We start from the raw sequence: 16,753 nt of genomic DNA, 5'->3' as shown, positions 1-16,753 counted from the left end.
GCAATGCGGACGGTTTCGTTCGACAGGTCAATCTCCTCCAGGTGACACAAGGAAAGGCGCCGTGATGGCCCCAAAGAAAGCCGCATCGAAGACGCTCAATCTCGCGCCGGTCCTCGACCTCAACGAGGCCAGCGTCCTTCATCGCAAGCTGACGGAGATGCGCGGCAGCAACATCGTGGTCGATGCTTCGGCCGTGGAGCGGGTCGGAGCGCTCTGCGTCCAGGTGCTGATGGCCGGTGCCAAAAGCTGGGAAGAGGACAAACACGCCTTCACCATTTCCAAGGTGTCGGACGCTTTCACCAAAACGACGCAGCTCATCGGGGTCAATGTCGACCATCTGATGGCTAAGGAGATCTGAAAATGAAGAAGAAGGTTCTCACCGTGGACGATAGCCGGACGATCCGGAATATGCTCCTCGTGACGCTCAACAATGCCGGTTTCGAAACCATTCAGGCCGAAGATGGCATCGAAGGTCTCGAAGTCCTCGAAGACTGTAATCCCGATGTCATCGTCACCGACATCAACATGCCCCGCCTCGACGGCTTCGGTTTCATCGAGGGCGTCCGCCGCAACGAGAAGTACCGTGCCATCCCGATCCTGGTCCTGACCACGGAAAGCGACGCGGAAAAGAAGAACCGCGCCCGTCAGGCCGGAGCGACCGGCTGGATCGTCAAGCCCTTCGATCCGACAAAGCTGATCGACGCCATCGAGCGCGTAACCGCTTAAAAAACCCTCGCCAGGATTCCAGCTATGGATATGAATGAAATCAAAGAGATCTTCTTCCAGGAATGTGAAGAACAGCTCGCAGAACTGGAATCCGGTCTCCTTCGTTTAAATGACGGGGATCGCGATCCGGAGACGGTTAATGCGGTCTTTCGTGCCGTTCACTCCATCAAGGGTGGCGCGGGCGCCTTCGGGCTGGATGATCTGGTCTCGTTCGCTCACGTGTTCGAAACGACACTGGATTGCGTTCGCTCCAACAAGCTGGAACCCACGCAGGAGGTTCTGAAAGTCATGCTCAAGTCGGCCGACGTCCTGGCCGACCTGACCAACTGCGCCCGCGACGGCGGCAGTGTGGATGAAGCGCGCTCCAAGCAGCTGATCCGCGAACTCGAAGCACTGGCCCACGGCACGCCCCTCCCGGGAGCCGCAGAGGCTCCCGTGGCCAAGGCTGCCGCCAAGCCCGCAGCCGCCAAGCCGTCGCCGGCCGCTCCGGCTCCGGCTCCAGCCGCAACCAATGACCAGGGCTTCGTGCCCGTCGCCTTCTCGTTCGACGATTTCGGTGACGACGCCGTTGCCGAACCGGCTGCGATGCCGACCTTCGAGATCTCCTTCAAGCCGAACGCCGATCTCTATCGCAAGGGCAACGAGGCGACGCTGCTCCTGCGCGATCTCTCCCGTCTCGGCGAGATGAGCATTCTTTGCGACATGGACAGCCTGCCGTCGCTCGATGGCCTGAACCCGGAAGACGCCTACTTCTCGTGGAAGATCTCGCTTCGCACCGACAAGGGCGAAGATGCGATCCGCGGCGTGTTCGAATTTGCCGAATGGGACTGCGAACTCTCTGTGGCCGAGCTTGCCGAAGGCGAGCAGCCGGTCGCGGTCGAAGGCGACGCCCCGATGCAGGCCGTACCCTTCGATCTGTCGATCCTAGACGAGGAGCATGAACATCCCCTCGGCGTGGTCGAGGAAGAAGAACAGATCGCCGCCGGCGAGCGCGAAGCCACGATCACGGCTCTCGAAACCGCCAGCAACGTCCTCAACCTTGCCAGCGCCGCCGCCAAGGCTGCCGATGCGAAGCAGGCGCCCGCTGCAAACGCTGCCAGTGCGCAGCAGGCCGCAGCCGCAGGCCAGACGATCCGCGTCGATCTCGATCGCGTCGACCGCCTGATCAACCTCGTGGGCGAGCTCGTCATCAACCAGGCGATGCTGTCGCAGAGCGTCATCGAGAACGACGCCAACGGCACGTCGTCGATCAATATGGGCCTCGAAGAGCTGCAGCAGCTCACCCGAGAGATCCAGGACTCGGTCATGGCCATCCGCGCCCAGCCGGTGAAGCCTGTCTTCCAGCGCATGGCCCGTACCGTGCGCGAAATCGCCGATATCACCGGCAAGTCGGTGCGCCTGGTCACCGAGGGCGAGAACACCGAAGTCGACAAGACCGTCATCGACAAGCTCGCCGAGCCGCTGACGCATATGATCCGCAACGCGGTCGATCACGGCCTGGAAATGCCGGAGAAGCGCATCGCGCTCGGCAAGAACCCGGAAGGCACCGTTCGCCTGACCGCCAAGCACCGCTCGGGCCGCATCATCATCGAACTTGCCGACGACGGCGCCGGCATCAACCGCGAACGCGTCCGCCAGAAGGCGATCGACAACGACCTGATCGCGGCCGACGCCAACCTGTCGGACGAGGAAATCGACAACCTGATCTTCCACGCCGGCTTCTCGACCGCCGAGAAGGTCTCCGACCTTTCCGGCCGCGGCGTCGGCATGGACGTGGTCAAGCGCTCCATCCAGGCGCTCGGCGGACGTATCAACATCTCGTCGAAGCCCGGCCAGGGCTCCGTCTTCACCATGAGCCTGCCGCTGACGCTGGCCGTGCTAGACGGCATGGTGGTCACGGTCGCCAACCAGACGCTGGTCGTGCCGCTGACGGCCATCGTCGAAACGCTGCAGCCGGATGCCGCCTCGATCCATTCCTTCGGTGCGACACAGCGCCTGATCTCGATCCGGAACTCCTTCTGCCCGCTGGTCGATGTCGGCCGGATCCTCAACTTCCGCGCCACGCAGGCCAATCCCGTCGAGGGCGTGGCGCTGCTGGTGGAATCGGAAGGTGGCGGTCAGCGCGCGCTGATGGTCGATGCGATCCAGGGTCAGCGTCAGGTCGTGATCAAGAGCTTGGAGGCGAACTACACACACGTGCCCGGCATCGCCGCGGCGACCATTCTCGGTGACGGCCGCGTGGCCCTGATCCTGGATGTGGACGCTGTGGTTGCCGCCTCCCGCGGCCAGCCCCTCAGGCTGGAATCAGCCCTGTCCGCTGTGGGATAAGCCATGACGACGCTCGCAAACACCATGACCAGCGGTGCCCGCGAACTGATCGCCTTCAGGATCGGCGACCAGGAGTTCTGCGTCGATATCATGTCGGTGCGCGAGATCCGTGGCTGGACGCCTGCGACGTCGATGCCACATGCGCCGGGCTACATGCTCGGCGTCATCAACCTTCGGGGCGCGGTCCTGCCGATCATCGATCTGGCAGCGCGCCTCGGAATGAACCCGGCCGAACCGACCGTTCGGCATGTCATCATCGTCGCTCAGTCCGGACAGAGGATCGTCGGGCTGCTGGTCGAGGCGGTGTCCGACATACTGAGCGTGACGAATGACAACATACAGCCGACGCCCGATGTCAGTTCCGACTTCGAGCGAACCTTTGCCCGCGGCATTCTGGCCATCGAGAAGCGCATGATCTGCCTGATCGAACTGGACGCCGTCTTCCCTCACACCGAAAGCGAAGCCGCATGAGCAGAATGGCCGCCTTCGACACGAAAGCGTCGCCCGACGAGTGCCTGGCCAGCGGAGAATATCCGCTGACGCGCCGCGATCTTTCCGAGATCGCAGCGATGATCTATGCTGATGCCGGCATCTATCTGAACGAGACCAAGGCCTCGCTCGTCTATTCGCGCCTGTCGAAACACATCCGCAATCTTGGGCTCGGTGGCTTCCGCGAGTACTGCAACCTCGTGTCGTCCCCAGCCGGTGCCGCCGAGCGCCGGGATATGCTCTCGCACCTCACCACCAATTTCACGCGGTTCTTCCGCGAGAACCACCATTTCGAACATCTGCGCGACACGGTCCTGCCGGGACTGATCGCGCGTGCTAAGGCCGGCGGTCGCGTACGCATCTGGTCTGCCGCCTGTTCCGACGGGCAGGAGCCCTATTCGATCGCGCTGACCATCCTGTCGGTCCTGCCCAATGCGGCAGAATACGACATCCGCGTGTTGGCGACCGATATCGACCCGAAGATCCTCGCGATCGCCCGGGCCGGTGCCTACGACATCAACGCGCTGGAAACGGTTACACCGCAGATGCGCAAGCAGTTCTTTTCGCAGACCTCGGTCAACGGCCGCGAGAAGTGGCAGATCGACGACAAGGTCAAGCGGCTCATCACCTTCAACGAACTGAACCTGATGGCGCAGTGGCCGTTCAAGGGTCCGTTCGACGTGATCTTCTGCCGCAACGTCGTCATCTACTTCGACGAGCCGACGCAGATGAAGATCTGGTCGCGGTTCTCGACGATGCTGGATGGGGGAGGGCACCTCTATATCGGTCACTCCGAACGCGTCTCAGGCGATGCCAAGGCCGTGTTCGACAATATCGGCATCACCGCCTACCGCTATACCGGCAAGCACGGGGGAGGCCGCTCATGACCGCGCCCGCTCGCGTCCTCGTCGTCGATGACAGCGCCACCATGCGCGGTCTCATCACGGCCATCCTGAATGCCGATCCCGCCGTCAACGTGGTCGGTCAGGCGGCCGATGCCATGCAGGCGCGCCAGGCTATCAAGGATCTCAATCCCGACGTCGTCACGCTCGACATCGAGATGCCCAACATGAACGGTCTCGAATTCCTCGAGAAGATCATGCGGCTGCGCCCGATGCCCGTCATCATGGTCTCCACGCTGACGCACAAGGGTGCGGAAGCCTCGGTCGCGGCGCTCGAGATCGGCGCTTTCGACTGCGTCGGCAAGCCTTTGCCGGGCGATCTGCACCCCTTCGCCGACCTTGCCGAAAAGGTGAAGGCGGCGGCGCGCTCGCAGCGCAAGTTCATCATATCCGGCAACAAGGTCGCCGCACCGAGTGCCGCGAACACCAATGCGACGGCGGTCGACTACCGGGCCGCCCGCCGGATCATCGCCATCGGGTCCTCCACCGGGGGGGTGGAGGCCCTGATCAACGTCTTGCAGAAGTTTCCGAAGAACTGCCCGCCGACGGTGATCACCCAGCACATGCCGGTCACCTTCACGAAGAGCTTTTCGGAACGTCTCAACCGGCTCTGCGCCCCGACGGTCGAAGAGGCTGTCGACGGCGCCAGGCTTGAGATCGGCAAGATCTACCTTGCCCCAGGGGGCGATCGTCACCTCCAGGTGGTCAATCCGTCGGCACCGACCTGCCGGCTGATCGACCGGGAGCCTGTCAACGGACATCGCCCGTCCGTGGACGTTCTATTCGATTCTGTGGCGGATCTCGCCGGACGCAACGGCATTGGCGTCATCCTGACGGGCATGGGGCGCGATGGCGCCTCCGGCCTTCTGCGGATGCGCCAGGCCGGGGCCCGGACGTTCGGCCAGAATGAAAAGACCTGTGTGGTCTATGGAATGCCGAGGGTGGCCTACGAAATAGGCGCCGTCGAAATGCAACTGCCCCTCAACTCCATCGGGGAGGAAGTTCTGAAATGCGCCGCGACCCGAAGGGAAGGAACTGAATAAATGTCTATCGCCGAAAAAATCAAAGTGCTGATCGTCGACGATCAGGTTACCAGCCGGCTTCTGTTGGGCGAAGCGCTCCAGCAGCTCGGCTTCAAGCAGATCACCGTTGCCGCCGATGGCGAGCAGGGCGCCAAGATCATGGCGCAACAGCCGCACCATCTCGTGATCTCGGACTTCAACATGCCGAAGATGGACGGACTCGGCCTGCTTCAGGCCGTGCGCACCAATCCGGCAACCAAGAAGGCCGCCTTCATCATGTTGACGGCTCAGGGCGACCGTGCCCTCGTCACCAAGGCGGCGGCACTGGGCGCCAACAACGTCCTGGCCAAACCCTTCACCATCGAAAAGATGCGGGCGGCGATCGAAGCCGTGTTCGGAGCACTCAAATGACCTTAGACGCTGCGGTTAAGCGCGTGCATGTCATCCAGGGCGAGTACAAGGTCGTCACGGACCCGGACGTGGTTCTTTCGACGATTCTCGGCTCCTGTGTGGCTGCCTGCATGCGTGATCCCGTGGCAGGCGTGGGCGGCATCAACCATTTCCTGCTGCCCGGTTCCGCCGAAGCGATGTCATCGGGAGGCGACGCCACGCGATATGGCGTCCATCTCATGGAATTGCTGATCAACGGACTTCTCAAGAAAGGCGCGCGGCGCGACCGTCTTGAGGCCAAGATCTTCGGCGGCGCCAAAACCATTGCACGTTTTTCCAATGTCGGTGAGCAGAACGCCCTGTTCGCCCGCCGCTTCCTCCAGGACGAAGGTATCCCCATCGTCGGCGAGAGCACGGGCGGCGAGCACGGCCGCAAGCTGGAATACTGGCCGGTCACCGGCCGGGCCCGTCAATACGCCCTGACCGGCGTCGAGACGCAGAAGACCGTGGCCCAGGAGCAGCGCCCGGTCCCGGCTCCCAAGCCCGCAGACAATTCGATCGAATTCTTTTAATCAGCAACCGCGCCGTCCGGCGCGCGGTCAGGGGACATCATATGCAGAGCGAGCGAAAAGAGCACCCCGGCGACATGGACGAGGCCCTGCCCGACGTGATGATGCGTGTCGTCTCGGAACTGCACGACGTCGCCTATCTCATCGAGCGGATCGAGCCGATGCTCGGTGAGATCGCCGGCGATCCGCAGGCCAATGCGGCCCACCGCATCCAGGTGCTGCAGGGCATCGACCTTGCGGTCCAGAAGACGCGCGGGCTGGCCGAGTTCATCGACACCATCACCGCGGCGCTTCCGGAATCCTGGCTGGTCGATATTTCCACGGCGCTGAACCTGGTGAAGCTGGCGGATATGCAGAAGTCGCTCGCAAACGGCCTGCGCCACGGCCATTCGCAGCCGCTGACGGAAGCCGCCGGCGATTTCGAAGCCTTCTAGCAAAAACGACCGTCTCCAGGCCGAAAACAGCGGCAAAACGCACCTCCGGTTACAGCCGAAGGTGCGTTTTGCCGTTTTAGAATCTCTCGAAATACTGACGCTCGCGGGGGCGAACGACAAGTTCGCGCAAGCTTCGCATCCTATTCTCCAAACGGGTCAGATGGATCTATGCCCCGCATTTGCGAGAGTTTTCGCCAGATGCGGCCGGATCGGATCTCAATGTTGGGACTGCGCAATGAAGCTTCGTCCGTGCAATCTCGCACGGTGAAGTGCGCTACTGGGTGCGAAACAGAATGAATCTGTTAGAACAACTTTCGTCGGTCACGAAAAATTTGAAGAGCCTGGGGCAGGGCAAGCTGATCGCGCTGGCGGCAGCAGCCTTCGTAACGATCGGGCTCGTTCTGGCAGCCGGGCTCTACGTCAACAAGCCGGCCTACGAGACGCTCTACGTCAACCTTGAATCGGGCGACCTGAACCAGGTCAGCATGGCGCTGGCCGAGGGCGGTATCCCCTTCGATGTCGGCACGGATGGCAAGAGCGTTCAGGTTCCGGTCGGCACCACGGGCAAGGCCCGCCTGTTTCTCGCCGAGCGCGGCCTGCCCAACAGCGCCAATGCCGGTTACGAACTGTTCGACAATGTCGGCTCGCTTGGCCTGACGTCGTTCATGCAGGAAGTCACCCGGGTCCGCGCCCTCGAAGGCGAAATCGCCCGCACCATCCAGCAGATCTCCGGCATCGCTTCGGCCCGCGTCCACATCGTGATGGCCGACCGCGGCAGCTTTCGCAAGACCGAGCAGAAGCCGACCGCCTCCGTCATGATCCGCGCCAGCTCGACCATCGGTCGCAACGCTGCAGCCTCCATCCGCCATCTCGTCGGCTCGTCGGTTCCCGGCCTGTCCATCGACGACGTGACCATTCTCGACAGCGCCGGCCAGCTGCTCGCCTCCGGCGACGATCCGCAGAACGGTGCGATGAGCCAGTCGCTCTCCATCGTCCAGTCCGTGCAGGGCGAAATCGAGAAGAACATCGACAAGGCCCTCTCGCCCTTCCTCGGCGTCGACAACTTCCGCTCCAGCGTCACCGCACAGCTCAATACCGATACGCAGCAGGTTCAGGAAACCACCTTCGATCCGGAATCGCGCGTCGAACGTTCGACACGGGTCACCAAGGAAGAGCAGAAGTCGAGCCAGCAGCAGGCGGACAATGCGGCGACCGTTCAGCAGAACGTGCCGCAGGCAGCCCCCAAGAGCGGTGGTGCCGGGCCGCAGTCGAACGACCAGGCCGAGAAGAAGGAAGAGCAGACCAATTACGAGATCAATTCGAAGACGGTCGCCACCACCAAGAACAGCTACAAGGTCGAAAAGCTCTCCGTCGCCGTCGTCGTCAATCGCGGCCGGGTCGCCGCCATGGTCGGCGAAGGTGCGGACCAGGCGAAGATCGACACCTATCTCGCCGACATGCAAAAGATCGTGGCATCCGCTGTCGGCATCGACGCGGCCCGCGGCGACGTGGTGACGCTGACCGCCATGGACTTCGTCAACAACCAGCTGCTCGACACGCCGGTCGAAGGCCCGAGCATTATGGAAACGCTGACGCGCAATCTCGGCGGCATCATCAACGCCCTCGCCTTCATCACGGTCGCCGTCCTCGTGGTCTGGATGGGCCTGCGTCCTCTGGCCCGCTCCATGGGCTTCGGCGGACCGGGCACCCTCACGGAAACCGAGGCCGTCGGCCTCGAACTCCCCGACTTCTCGCCCGCACCGGGGGGTGCTGCAGGTGGTGCGCTCATGGAAGGTTTCGGTTCGGATTTCGGCTTCGACAGCACGGACGACCTGCTCAGCCTCGGCGAAGACGGCGGCGACTTCAACCGCCGCGTCAAGGAGGGCCCGGAACGGCGGCTGGCGCGTATGGTCGAGATCAACGAGGAACGCGCTGCCAAGATCCTGCGCAAATGGGTCGCAGAAAAAGCCGCCTGAGGCCAAAAAACAAAGCAGACGAGAAAATCCGCCCCTTCGGCGGATTTTTTTCGTTCGGACCTGACAGTGGCATGACAAAGAAACGGCGGTGGCTCGTCTGCCGGTCGACGGGCCTGGAAAGGTCCGGGCGACGATGGCCGGAGTCTTCATGTCGTTTCCGCAGTGTCCTGTCTGCGTCGCCAGAGTCGCCGCGGCGCACCGGGGATTCCTCTATTTAACCATTTGGTTATTTTTTTATGTGGAAAGACGACTTTGCTTGCTTGCGGATGCTCTTCGACTCCGGGCGCGGGAAAATTGATTGTGTCACTTCAAGAAAAATTCTTCCAGAAACTGGTATAGTTGTCAAAGTTGCTAGGTGTGTGCTTACGGGCTCTCCCTATTGTGCTCGAAATCGTTTTGGTGCAATTGCGCAACATGATCCCCTCAAATACAAATCCGATTCGCCACTTGATTCATTGGATGCCCATTTCCAGCATGCTGACGGCTCTAAAAAACGCGATTTCTCTCCGGTTCCGGCTCTGAGAGCCCATAATGTCGCAGAGAAAAATGATCATTAACAAAGCGATAATTTTTTTGTTCTCGTTTGTTCACGGTCGGCGACGGTTCTGTGATGCTGCATTTACGAATCACTTCAGGTTATTAACAAAAAGTAAATCCCGATAAGCTGGCAGTAGTTTTTTGAGTTCGGGCCTGTATAGTTTTAACAGTGATTCGCATGATGATGTGTGCTCGCCGGGGAATGCGGATCCCCGGCCGTGTCGCTGCCCTCCGGCAGTGCGCGTGCGCAGATCGCATGACCGGATCCACACGGGGAAAATATCATGGAAGCTCTTCAGACGGAGATTGCGGGTCGATCTGTGCCGGTCGCCTCGATGCGAACGGCAATGGGCGGATCGAGCCTTGCTGTTCACGCCGGCCAGCCGGCGCCGGCAAGCTCGACCGGTCACCCTGCTGCAAAGCGCCAGCTTCTGGAGAAGCTCGGCGATTATGCGGCGCGCGGCCAACTCAACAAGGCGCTTGCGGCCCTAACGGATTATGTCGGCGCCAGCCATTATCTTCTCGCGCGCTACGACCTGTCGCAGGATAGCGGCCTCGACTTTGTCATGGTTTCGGATTGGCCCTTCGATGTGGTCAAGCGGCTGGGCCAGGTGATGCAGGGGCTTCACGCCAAGACCAACGAGCAGGAAAAGTGCCTGTCGCTGCTGCATCCCGTCTTCATGCGCCTTCCCGAAGAGGCCGTCCTTGGTCGCGGCATCAGCCGCGAATATTGCGCCATCACCTTTTCCATCGGCCGGCTCCGGCTGTCGCTGATGCTGCTCTTCCCGCAGGACCTGATCCTGTCGCGGGAAGGTCTGCGTGACATCGGTCTGCTCACCGGTTATTTCGCCAGCCTCGCGCGCGAAACGTCGCTGCGCTCGGAACGCGATTTCGACCTGACGGAACGCGAACTCGAATGCCTCTCGTGGATCGCGGAAGGCAAGACCAGCGAGGAGATCGCCCTTATTCTCGGCATCTCGCGCAATACCATCAACAACTACATCACCAGTGTCATGCGTAAGACGGCGACCAAGACGCGCTCGGAAGCGATTGCCTGCGCGGTCCGAAACAACCTGGTATAGGAACGCCGATGGTCATCTATATCCCAGGGGCTCGAAGCGGCGATGACAGCCGCAACGGCCGCCAGACCCGGGCATCGCGCACAGCCACTCTGGTCGCCCGCCTGCAGGTGATGCAGAAGGATATCGAAGCCCGCAACTTCGCCGTCTTCCGAATGAACGGAAACGGCCTGCCGGCGTCGCGCAAGCTGACATGCGTTCTCGACAACTGGGGAACGGCGGCGGAAGAGATGACGCATGACGTCGTCTCGACCTATGGCGACGAGATGAAGCAGCACCTCGATATCTCGCTTCTGCCCCTCCTGTGGAACGGTGCAGACAATCGGCAGACAGCGGAGACGATCGATTTCGACCGCTTCGTGCTTCGCATGAAGCCGCGCACGCTTCCCTATGCCGGAATCGCCTTTCCCGTGCGCCTCGGCGCGCAGGGCAATGGCTACGTCGCCTTCATGGCGCCGTCGCTCGATCTGACCAGCGAGGTCATTCTCGATCTCCACGGTCGCAGCTGCCACGTCATGACCGATCTGTTTGCCGCCGACGAGCGCCGCCTGCAGCCGGCCGAGGCGCTGAGCGAACGCGAGATCGGCTGCCTGCAGATGGCCGGGGACGGATACATCAGCGAAGAGATCGCGGAAAAGATGGGCCTGTCGGTGCACACCGTGAACGCCTATCTGGGTGCGGCCACCGCCAAGCTCGATTCCGTCAATCGCATCCAGGCGATCGCCAAGGCGATCCGCCTTGGCTATATCAGCTGAACAGCCGGTTCCGGCCCGCTTTTGGAGCATTTCCAGCCGAAGCGGGATCGCTTCGGCGTCGGACAATGCGGCAAAAAAACAGCTCTAGCTGGCCATCGCCGTGGGATAGGATTTGATGAACTTGGCCGCGTCCAGGCTGCGGGCGAGGAACGCCGTGTTCTCTTCCGGATCGACGGACGGCTTCTTGAAGGCGATATGGTTGATTTCGATGGCAGCCGAGTTGTCGCGCAGCGCGAGTTGCGCGTAGACGGTGACGCCATCGGGCTTCAGTTCGAGATCGAGCACGATTTCCGGATTGCGATTCCAATCCAGCATGTAATTGCCGCCAATGCCGAAATTGACGGTACCCGGAACGAAGTAGAGCTCGGCCGCCGACGATACCAGGTCGGCGAGGCTGCCGTGCGATTCATAGCGCAGGAGCGCAATGAAGTCGGCGGCATCGATGAGACGAAGTTCGGTCGCGACCGGACGGATGGCATCCGCAACGATCTTTTCGCGCTGTTCGGAATATTCGCATTTTTTCATCGCAATCAGTTCATCCGTGTCGGGTTCGATTTCGTTGCGTAGACCCGGTGGATGAGTTCGGCGACCGCCTTGTAAAACACCGGTGGAATGACACTATCCACCGAGACTTGCGCAAACATTGAGCGTGCGAGGGGCGGGTCCTCGAAGACGGGGATGTTGTTTTCCTCCGCGAGGGCGCGAATGCGCAGCGCCACGAGGTCCTGCCCCTTGGCAACCACGACCGGAGCGTCGCCTTCTTCCCGAACATAGCGTAGCGCCACGGCAAAGTGGGTTGGGTTCGCAATCACCAGCGTTGCGCGCGGAACGGAGGAAATCATTCGACGCCGCGCACGGTCGCGTGCGATTGAGCGTAAGCGAGCCTTTACAATAGGATCGCCCTGCGTCTGCTTCATTTCCTCCTTCACCTCCTGCTTCGTCATGCGCAGCTCGCTGTGCCAGTGATGCCGCGTCCAGAAAAAGTCGGCGATGGCGATCGCCGCCGTCGAAAAGAGGACGACGTTCATGATCTTGTTGAAGTCGCGGCCCATGATCTCGAAGATCGTGATCGGGTCCGAGAACATCGCGTCGAGCGTCGCGTAGAAATCGTCCCAGAGTGTCAGCGCAACGATGCCGGAGATGACGGCGATCTTGAAGAAGGACTTCGCGAATTCCACGAGGCCGGGCAGACTGTAGATCCGGCCCACTCCGGCGATCGGCGAGATCCGGTTCAGTTTCGGGGCGATTCGGTCGAAGACGGGGCTCGGCAGGTTCTGCAGGATCGACGATCCCACACCGAATGCGATCATCAGCACGAACACCGGCACGACCAGCGCGCCGGAGGCCCAGAGGAGCTTCGATATCAGGGCGGATGCGTCGTTCGACGTGGTGATTCGCCAGGCGTCCGGCTGCTCGAACACATCCTTCAGCGCTTCGGCCATGCTGCGGAACCCGTCCGGCAGAAAGAAGACCACATAGATGTAGATGGCGAGCGTCGAGGCGAACATCGTGACCTCGCGGGAAAACGGCACGTTTCCCTTTTCGAGGGCATCGCTGATCTTTTTCTCGGACGGCAATTCGGTTTTGCTGTCTTTATCCTGGTCGTCCGACATGAAAACGGCCCTTCACGATATCGCGCCTGTGCCGAGACCGATCATCTCGTGCCGGCTGGCATTGTCGCCGATGTTGTGGGCTGACGGGCACCGTCTGGCAAGAGCCTCGTCTTTCCCCGTCCTGCAAAGGTCGGTCCAGCCGGCCTTTCGGGAGGCAGCGCGTTCCGAAATGCGAAAGCCCGCCGCAACGCATGTTGCAGGCGGGCTTTGGAGATCTCGGGGTCGACCGGTTTAAGCGGCGACGGCTTCCTTCGGCTTCAGTTCGATCTGGCCGCTGGCGGCGAGGCGAATGGCTTCCTGCGTAACCGAGCGGCGCGCAACCGCGATGTCGCGCGGATTGATCCCGGCGTCGCCCGAACTCAGATCCGACTCGATCATGCGGCGCTGGCGGGCGCCGATCGAGGCGAGCACGCTTTCGCGCATCTCCATGCTCGAACCGCGGAGTGCCATCGTGATGATGTCGCCAGCGATATCGTTGAACAGAGCCACGCGGCTCTTCTGCGGCATGAGCAGGATGTCGTCGAACAGGAAGATCTTCGGGCGGACCTTCTTGACCGAATCCGTGCTGATCGATTCGAGCGAGGCGAGCAGCGTGTCGACGTCGCTCTTCTCCATCTCGTTCATGACTTCGGCGATCTTGACCGAACCGGCCGAGTTGCGCTCGGAATCCATCTGGCGCAGCAGTTCGATGACGCGCGTCTCGATGATCGCAGCTGCCTTCGGCGCCACGTTCTTCATGTTGACGGTTCGGTTGATGATGTCGGCACGTCCGGCTTCCGGCAGCTGCAGCAGCACCTTGGCGCCGAAGGTGGAAGGCATCATCGACAGAATGTAGGCGATCGTCTGGGGGTGTTCTTTGGAAAGATGCTGCGAGACGAAGACCGGATCGGCATCCTGCAGCCGGTCCCAGATGCTGGTCTCGTAGGATTGGAACGCCGTGCGGCGACCGAGAAGGCCATCGACCTCGTCGGGTGTCAGGCCCTCTTCGAGGATGGCCTCGATCGCCTTGGCATTGTCCATCAGGCCTGCACCTTCGGTGAACAGGTCTTCGAATTCGTTGACGAGGATTTCGAGCTCATGCGGCTCGATGGATCGCAGCGTCTGCGCGGAGGCGATGATGCCCTGCAACTCGCTCTGCGTGAAGAATTTCAACAATTTCCCGGCAATCGGCTTGCCCATGCTCAACAGCACGGCCGCAGCCTTGTCCATCTGGGTCAGGGGGCGCGTCAGCGCCGATGCTTCGAAATCGTCGTAATCCATCATGGATCCTTCCTGTACGGCGTCGCTCTCGGTCACGCCGCCGAAACGCTCTTCATCTGCTGCGGTTGTCTCCAGGCCCTAATGGCCCGGAAGGAATGCAGTGCCCTTGCGGGATATGAAAGCCGGCCATCATGACCGCCTTTCTCCAGTCTCATCCGGCCCTCAGGCCTTTTTTCCGCTGTTGACCTCGATCAGCCTGACGCCGAACCGGGTATCGTCGTCCTCGAGAACCGTGATCTCGCCGCGGCCGATGACCCGGCCGTTGACCATGATCTCGACCGGCTCGCCGATCTTGCGGTCGAGAGCGATCGTCGCGCCCTCCGTCAGACCCATCAGGCCGGAAACCTGCATCCGGCTGGATCCGAGCACGATCTGCACATCGATCGGGATGTCCATGATCAGATCGAGATTGCCATGCATCGTGGCGCCGGCCGTTGCCGAAGGCGTTGCAAAGCTGTCTTCGAACGAGGTGTCGCCAAAGGCCGTCGCCGCACTTGGCGCAGCCTCGGCAAAGCTGCCGGCAAACGGATCGTCGTCGTCGCCGATCGCGCCGAAATCGCTCATGAAGTCGGGGGCCGCCGCCGGGGCCGCGCCGAAGTCCATGTCGAAGTCCGTTTCTGCAATGCCGCCCTCGGCATCCGTTTTCAGGACGCCGCGCAGATCGTCGATAGCCTGATCGAGCTCGGCATCGCCGGTGACCGCGCTCTGGTCTTCTGTCAGTGGTGCTGTCTTGGGTGCCATGTCGAGAGTATTCCAGTTGAAACTTGCCCCAAGCCTGTCGTGGCGTGGGGGACCCGTGGATTAGCGCGTGAGATGCTGAAGAAGTTCGTCTTCCGTACCGTACGTGTCCTTGACCCGCACGGTATAGCGGGCACCCGAGCGCCCGAATTCGCAGACATAGAGGTCGCGACCGTTCGCCTTCACATCGACGCGAACGTCCTTCGGGTCGTGGAAGGGGATGACGTCGCCGGGCTTGAGCTGCGTGATCGCGGCGAGCGTCAGCTCCTCGAGCTTGATATGCGCCTGCAGCTCGACCATGGAGCGGCGAACCTGTTGCTCGACCTGTTCGGCCCAGGCGGTCTTCTGGCGGCGCGCCTGTCCGATGCCCTTGGGAAACACGATCGTGGTTTTCAGCAGTGTCTGCTGCGGCACGAGGATCGAGAATGTGGACAGGACGGGTCCGACGCCAAGGGTGATGTTCACGCAGGCCGCGTAAACGTCCTCGGCATCCTTGTCGGGCGCCGGCCGGCTTTCGGCATTATAGGCCTTGCCGACGATCGGCTCGAAGCCGCCGGCTGCATTCACCGCGGATTTCAGAACGCCCGCGACCTTTTCGAAGACGATGGCCGCCACATCGAGCTCGATGCCCGACAGGTTGCGCGGCTTCGGCTCCTCGATGGATTCGGCTGGCGATCCCAGCAGCATCTCCATCATGGTGATGATGGCCGGGCTGTCGCAGCTGATGGTGAAGTCGCTGCACCAGTTGCGCAACAGACAATCGGAGAGTGCCACACCGTCGCCGAGCTTGCGGATCAGCGCGCTCTTCAGGCCCGTGTCGAACCCTGCATAGCCGATGGTCAGGTCGAGCCCGGTTTCGCTTTGCAGCAGATCCGGCAGGAACTCGCCGAAGACCTGGCCGAGATCGGCGCAGATCTTGCCGATGGTCTTGTCGTCGCCGAGCGCGCCGGTCATGCGCGCCAGCAGTCTGCGATCGAAGGAGTAGATGTTCTCGCTGGTCATGGATCAGGCCGCCTTGCTCTCGCCGCCACCGCCGGGGTTCATCATTTCCTGCTCGACCGCGTCGATCGACGGACGCTCATAGGAGGAAATCGTCTTGCGGCCGTATTCGAGCGCCACCTGCGGCACGGAGCCGTTCATGTATGCGAGCAGCGTCTGCTTGACGATGATGTAGAGGCGGTTCTGCTTTTCGCGCACATGCTTGACGTTGGCGATCAGCGGACTGACGATGCAGTAGGACAGGAAGATGCCGAGCATGGTGCCGACGAGGGCGGCCGCGATCTTGCCGCCGAGAACTTCCGGGCTCTCTGTGATGGCGCCCATGGCCTTGATGACGCCGAGAACGGCCGCGACGATGCCGATGGCGGGAAAGGCGTCGCCCATCGTTGCCAGCGAATTGTACGAATGCATCTTGTCGTGGGTGATGGTGTTGATTTCCTCGTCCATCAGCGCCTCGATCTCGTGGCTGCGGGCATTGCCGATGATGATGAGGCGGACGTAGTCGCAGATGAAGGCCGTCAGGTCCTTGTTCTTCAGAACGGTCGGTGCCGACTGGAAGATCGCGGATTCGTCCGGGTTGTCGATGTGGCTTTCGATCTCGTTGCGCGACTTGGTGCGCAGGTCGCGCATGAGGCTGTAAAGCACGCCGAGCGTATCGAGATATTCGCGCTGCTTGGGTACCTTGTGCTTGAAGGCTTCCACGAGCGCCTTGCCGGCGTCCTTCACCGTCTTCATGGAGTTGCCCATGATGAAGCCGCCGATGCCGGCACCGCCGATGATGACGAGCTCGAACGGCTGGTTGAGAACGGCCATGTGCCCGCCCATCGCAATGAAGCCGCCGAGAATACAGCCCATTGTCATGACGAGTCCGATGATGATGTTCATGTCTCTACCTGCCGCAGTGGTGGATTGTGGGGTCCATCCCTAGGGTCCGAT

Annotated in this window: 18 protein-coding genes; 12 read left to right on the top strand and 6 right to left on the bottom strand. The window is 61.5% G+C overall.

From position 1 onward, the window contains the following. Positions 1–64: 64 nt before the first annotated feature. The 12 genes from C8J33_RS09550 to visR all read left to right on the top strand — a co-directional run bounded on the left by C8J33_RS09550 (position 65) and on the right by visR (position 11,207). Positions 65–358 carry an STAS domain-containing protein gene (locus tag C8J33_RS09550; RefSeq protein ID WP_132446202.1) on the top strand — a complete coding sequence of 98 codons (294 nt, stop codon included), beginning with the start codon at positions 65–67 and terminating at the stop codon, positions 356–358. A 2-nt stretch (positions 359–360) separates the two neighbouring features. Next, positions 361–726 (top strand): chemotaxis response regulator CheY1, encoded by a 366-nt coding sequence (cheY1, locus tag C8J33_RS09545; RefSeq protein ID WP_062470377.1) that lies wholly within the window; start codon positions 361–363, stop codon positions 724–726. Between the two features lie 24 nt (positions 727–750). Further along, the gene (locus tag C8J33_RS09540; protein WP_132663869.1) at positions 751–3,054 is read left to right on the top strand and encodes a chemotaxis protein CheA; all 2,304 of its coding nucleotides are present in this window, start codon (positions 751–753) and stop codon (positions 3,052–3,054) included. Between the two features lie 3 nt (positions 3,055–3,057). Next, entirely contained in the window at positions 3,058–3,525 is a 468-nt protein-coding gene (locus tag C8J33_RS09535) for a chemotaxis protein CheW (RefSeq protein WP_110800038.1), read from the top strand. Further along, positions 3,522–4,430, top strand: coding sequence for a protein-glutamate O-methyltransferase (locus C8J33_RS09530; protein ID WP_132446206.1), 909 nt, complete (start codon positions 3,522–3,524; stop codon positions 4,428–4,430). Before C8J33_RS09535 ends, C8J33_RS09530 begins: the two co-directional genes overlap by 4 nt. Further along, a complete protein-coding gene (locus C8J33_RS09525) occupies positions 4,427–5,488 on the top strand; it encodes a protein-glutamate methylesterase/protein-glutamine glutaminase (RefSeq protein WP_110800036.1) in 1,062 nt (353 codons plus the stop codon). The genes C8J33_RS09530 and C8J33_RS09525 overlap by 4 nt, the downstream gene beginning before the upstream one ends. Beyond that, on the top strand, positions 5,489–5,878 hold the full coding sequence (locus tag C8J33_RS09520) for a response regulator (protein ID WP_062470356.1): 390 nt from the start codon (positions 5,489–5,491) through the stop codon (positions 5,876–5,878). Continuing rightward, a complete protein-coding gene (cheD, locus tag C8J33_RS09515; protein WP_062470351.1) occupies positions 5,875–6,429 on the top strand; it encodes a chemoreceptor glutamine deamidase CheD in 555 nt (184 codons plus the stop codon). The genes C8J33_RS09520 and cheD overlap by 4 nt, the downstream gene beginning before the upstream one ends. Positions 6,430–6,470: 41 nt before the next feature. Further along, complete coding sequence (cheT, locus tag C8J33_RS09510; protein WP_110726993.1) at positions 6,471–6,860, top strand: chemotaxis protein CheT; 390 nt, start codon at positions 6,471–6,473, stop codon at positions 6,858–6,860. Positions 6,861–7,153: 293 nt separating this feature from the next. After that, positions 7,154–8,836, top strand: coding sequence for a flagellar basal-body MS-ring/collar protein FliF (gene fliF / locus C8J33_RS09505; RefSeq protein ID WP_132446208.1), 1,683 nt, complete (start codon positions 7,154–7,156; stop codon positions 8,834–8,836). 872 nt (positions 8,837–9,708) lie between these two features. Next, the gene (visN, locus tag C8J33_RS09500) at positions 9,709–10,455 is read left to right on the top strand and encodes a transcriptional regulator VisN (protein ID WP_132664517.1); all 747 of its coding nucleotides are present in this window, start codon (positions 9,709–9,711) and stop codon (positions 10,453–10,455) included. An 8-nt stretch (positions 10,456–10,463) separates the two neighbouring features. Continuing rightward, complete coding sequence (visR, locus tag C8J33_RS09495) at positions 10,464–11,207, top strand: transcriptional regulator VisR (protein WP_132663867.1); 744 nt, start codon at positions 10,464–10,466, stop codon at positions 11,205–11,207. 84 nt (positions 11,208–11,291) lie between these two features. Here visR and C8J33_RS09490 read toward each other — a convergent pair whose 3' ends face one another. The 6 genes from C8J33_RS09490 to motA form a co-directional block, all read right to left on the bottom strand. After that, entirely contained in the window at positions 11,292–11,732 is a 441-nt protein-coding gene (locus C8J33_RS09490; protein ID WP_092932120.1) for a hypothetical protein, read from the bottom strand. A 5-nt stretch (positions 11,733–11,737) separates the two neighbouring features. Further along, on the bottom strand, positions 11,738–12,820 hold the full coding sequence (gene flhB, locus C8J33_RS09485) for a flagellar biosynthesis protein FlhB (RefSeq protein WP_092932122.1): 1,083 nt from the start codon (positions 12,818–12,820) through the stop codon (positions 11,738–11,740). Positions 12,821–13,051: 231 nt separating this feature from the next. Next, on the bottom strand, positions 13,052–14,083 hold the full coding sequence (gene fliG, locus C8J33_RS09480; RefSeq protein WP_092935971.1) for a flagellar motor switch protein FliG: 1,032 nt from the start codon (positions 14,081–14,083) through the stop codon (positions 13,052–13,054). A gap of 159 nt (positions 14,084–14,242) precedes the next feature. Then, positions 14,243–14,821: a flagellar motor switch protein FliN gene (fliN, locus tag C8J33_RS09475; RefSeq protein WP_132663865.1), complete on the bottom strand. Its 579-nt coding sequence runs from the start codon at positions 14,819–14,821 to the stop codon at positions 14,243–14,245. Between the two features lie 60 nt (positions 14,822–14,881). Next, a complete protein-coding gene (locus C8J33_RS09470) occupies positions 14,882–15,820 on the bottom strand; it encodes a FliM/FliN family flagellar motor switch protein (RefSeq protein WP_110800030.1) in 939 nt (312 codons plus the stop codon). A 3-nt stretch (positions 15,821–15,823) separates the two neighbouring features. Then, a complete protein-coding gene (motA, locus tag C8J33_RS09465; protein ID WP_092932128.1) occupies positions 15,824–16,702 on the bottom strand; it encodes a flagellar motor stator protein MotA in 879 nt (292 codons plus the stop codon). Positions 16,703–16,753: the final 51 nt, after the last annotated feature.

Origin of the sequence: Rhizobium sp. PP-CC-3G-465, from assembly GCF_004343445.1 — a bacterium.
GTDB lineage: Bacteria > Pseudomonadota > Alphaproteobacteria > Rhizobiales > Rhizobiaceae > Ferranicluibacter > Ferranicluibacter rubi.
Note: the sequence above shows the minus strand (reverse complement) of the source record. Positions and strands in the feature narration are given on the sequence as shown.

Coding starts and splice junctions, on each gene's coding strand:
- C8J33_RS09550 (WP_132446202.1), top strand. CDS start 65: ATGGCCCCAAAGAAAGCCGCATCGAAGACGCTCAATCTCGCGCCGGTC.
- cheY1 (WP_062470377.1), top strand. CDS start 361: ATGAAGAAGAAGGTTCTCACCGTGGACGATAGCCGGACGATCCGGAAT.
- C8J33_RS09540 (WP_132663869.1), top strand. CDS start 751: ATGGATATGAATGAAATCAAAGAGATCTTCTTCCAGGAATGTGAAGAA.
- C8J33_RS09535 (WP_110800038.1), top strand. CDS start 3,058: ATGACGACGCTCGCAAACACCATGACCAGCGGTGCCCGCGAACTGATC.
- C8J33_RS09530 (WP_132446206.1), top strand. CDS start 3,522: ATGAGCAGAATGGCCGCCTTCGACACGAAAGCGTCGCCCGACGAGTGC.
- C8J33_RS09525 (WP_110800036.1), top strand. CDS start 4,427: ATGACCGCGCCCGCTCGCGTCCTCGTCGTCGATGACAGCGCCACCATG.
- C8J33_RS09520 (WP_062470356.1), top strand. CDS start 5,489: ATGTCTATCGCCGAAAAAATCAAAGTGCTGATCGTCGACGATCAGGTT.
- cheD (WP_062470351.1), top strand. CDS start 5,875: ATGACCTTAGACGCTGCGGTTAAGCGCGTGCATGTCATCCAGGGCGAG.
- cheT (WP_110726993.1), top strand. CDS start 6,471: ATGCAGAGCGAGCGAAAAGAGCACCCCGGCGACATGGACGAGGCCCTG.
- fliF (WP_132446208.1), top strand. CDS start 7,154: ATGAATCTGTTAGAACAACTTTCGTCGGTCACGAAAAATTTGAAGAGC.
- visN (WP_132664517.1), top strand. CDS start 9,709: ATGCGAACGGCAATGGGCGGATCGAGCCTTGCTGTTCACGCCGGCCAG.
- visR (WP_132663867.1), top strand. CDS start 10,464: ATGGTCATCTATATCCCAGGGGCTCGAAGCGGCGATGACAGCCGCAAC.
- C8J33_RS09490 (WP_092932120.1), bottom strand. CDS start 11,732: ATGAAAAAATGCGAATATTCCGAACAGCGCGAAAAGATCGTTGCGGAT.
- flhB (WP_092932122.1), bottom strand. CDS start 12,820: ATGTCGGACGACCAGGATAAAGACAGCAAAACCGAATTGCCGTCCGAG.
- fliG (WP_092935971.1), bottom strand. CDS start 14,083: ATGATGGATTACGACGATTTCGAAGCATCGGCGCTGACGCGCCCCCTG.
- fliN (WP_132663865.1), bottom strand. CDS start 14,821: ATGGCACCCAAGACAGCACCACTGACAGAAGACCAGAGCGCGGTCACC.
- C8J33_RS09470 (WP_110800030.1), bottom strand. CDS start 15,820: ATGACCAGCGAGAACATCTACTCCTTCGATCGCAGACTGCTGGCGCGC.
- motA (WP_092932128.1), bottom strand. CDS start 16,702: ATGAACATCATCATCGGACTCGTCATGACAATGGGCTGTATTCTCGGC.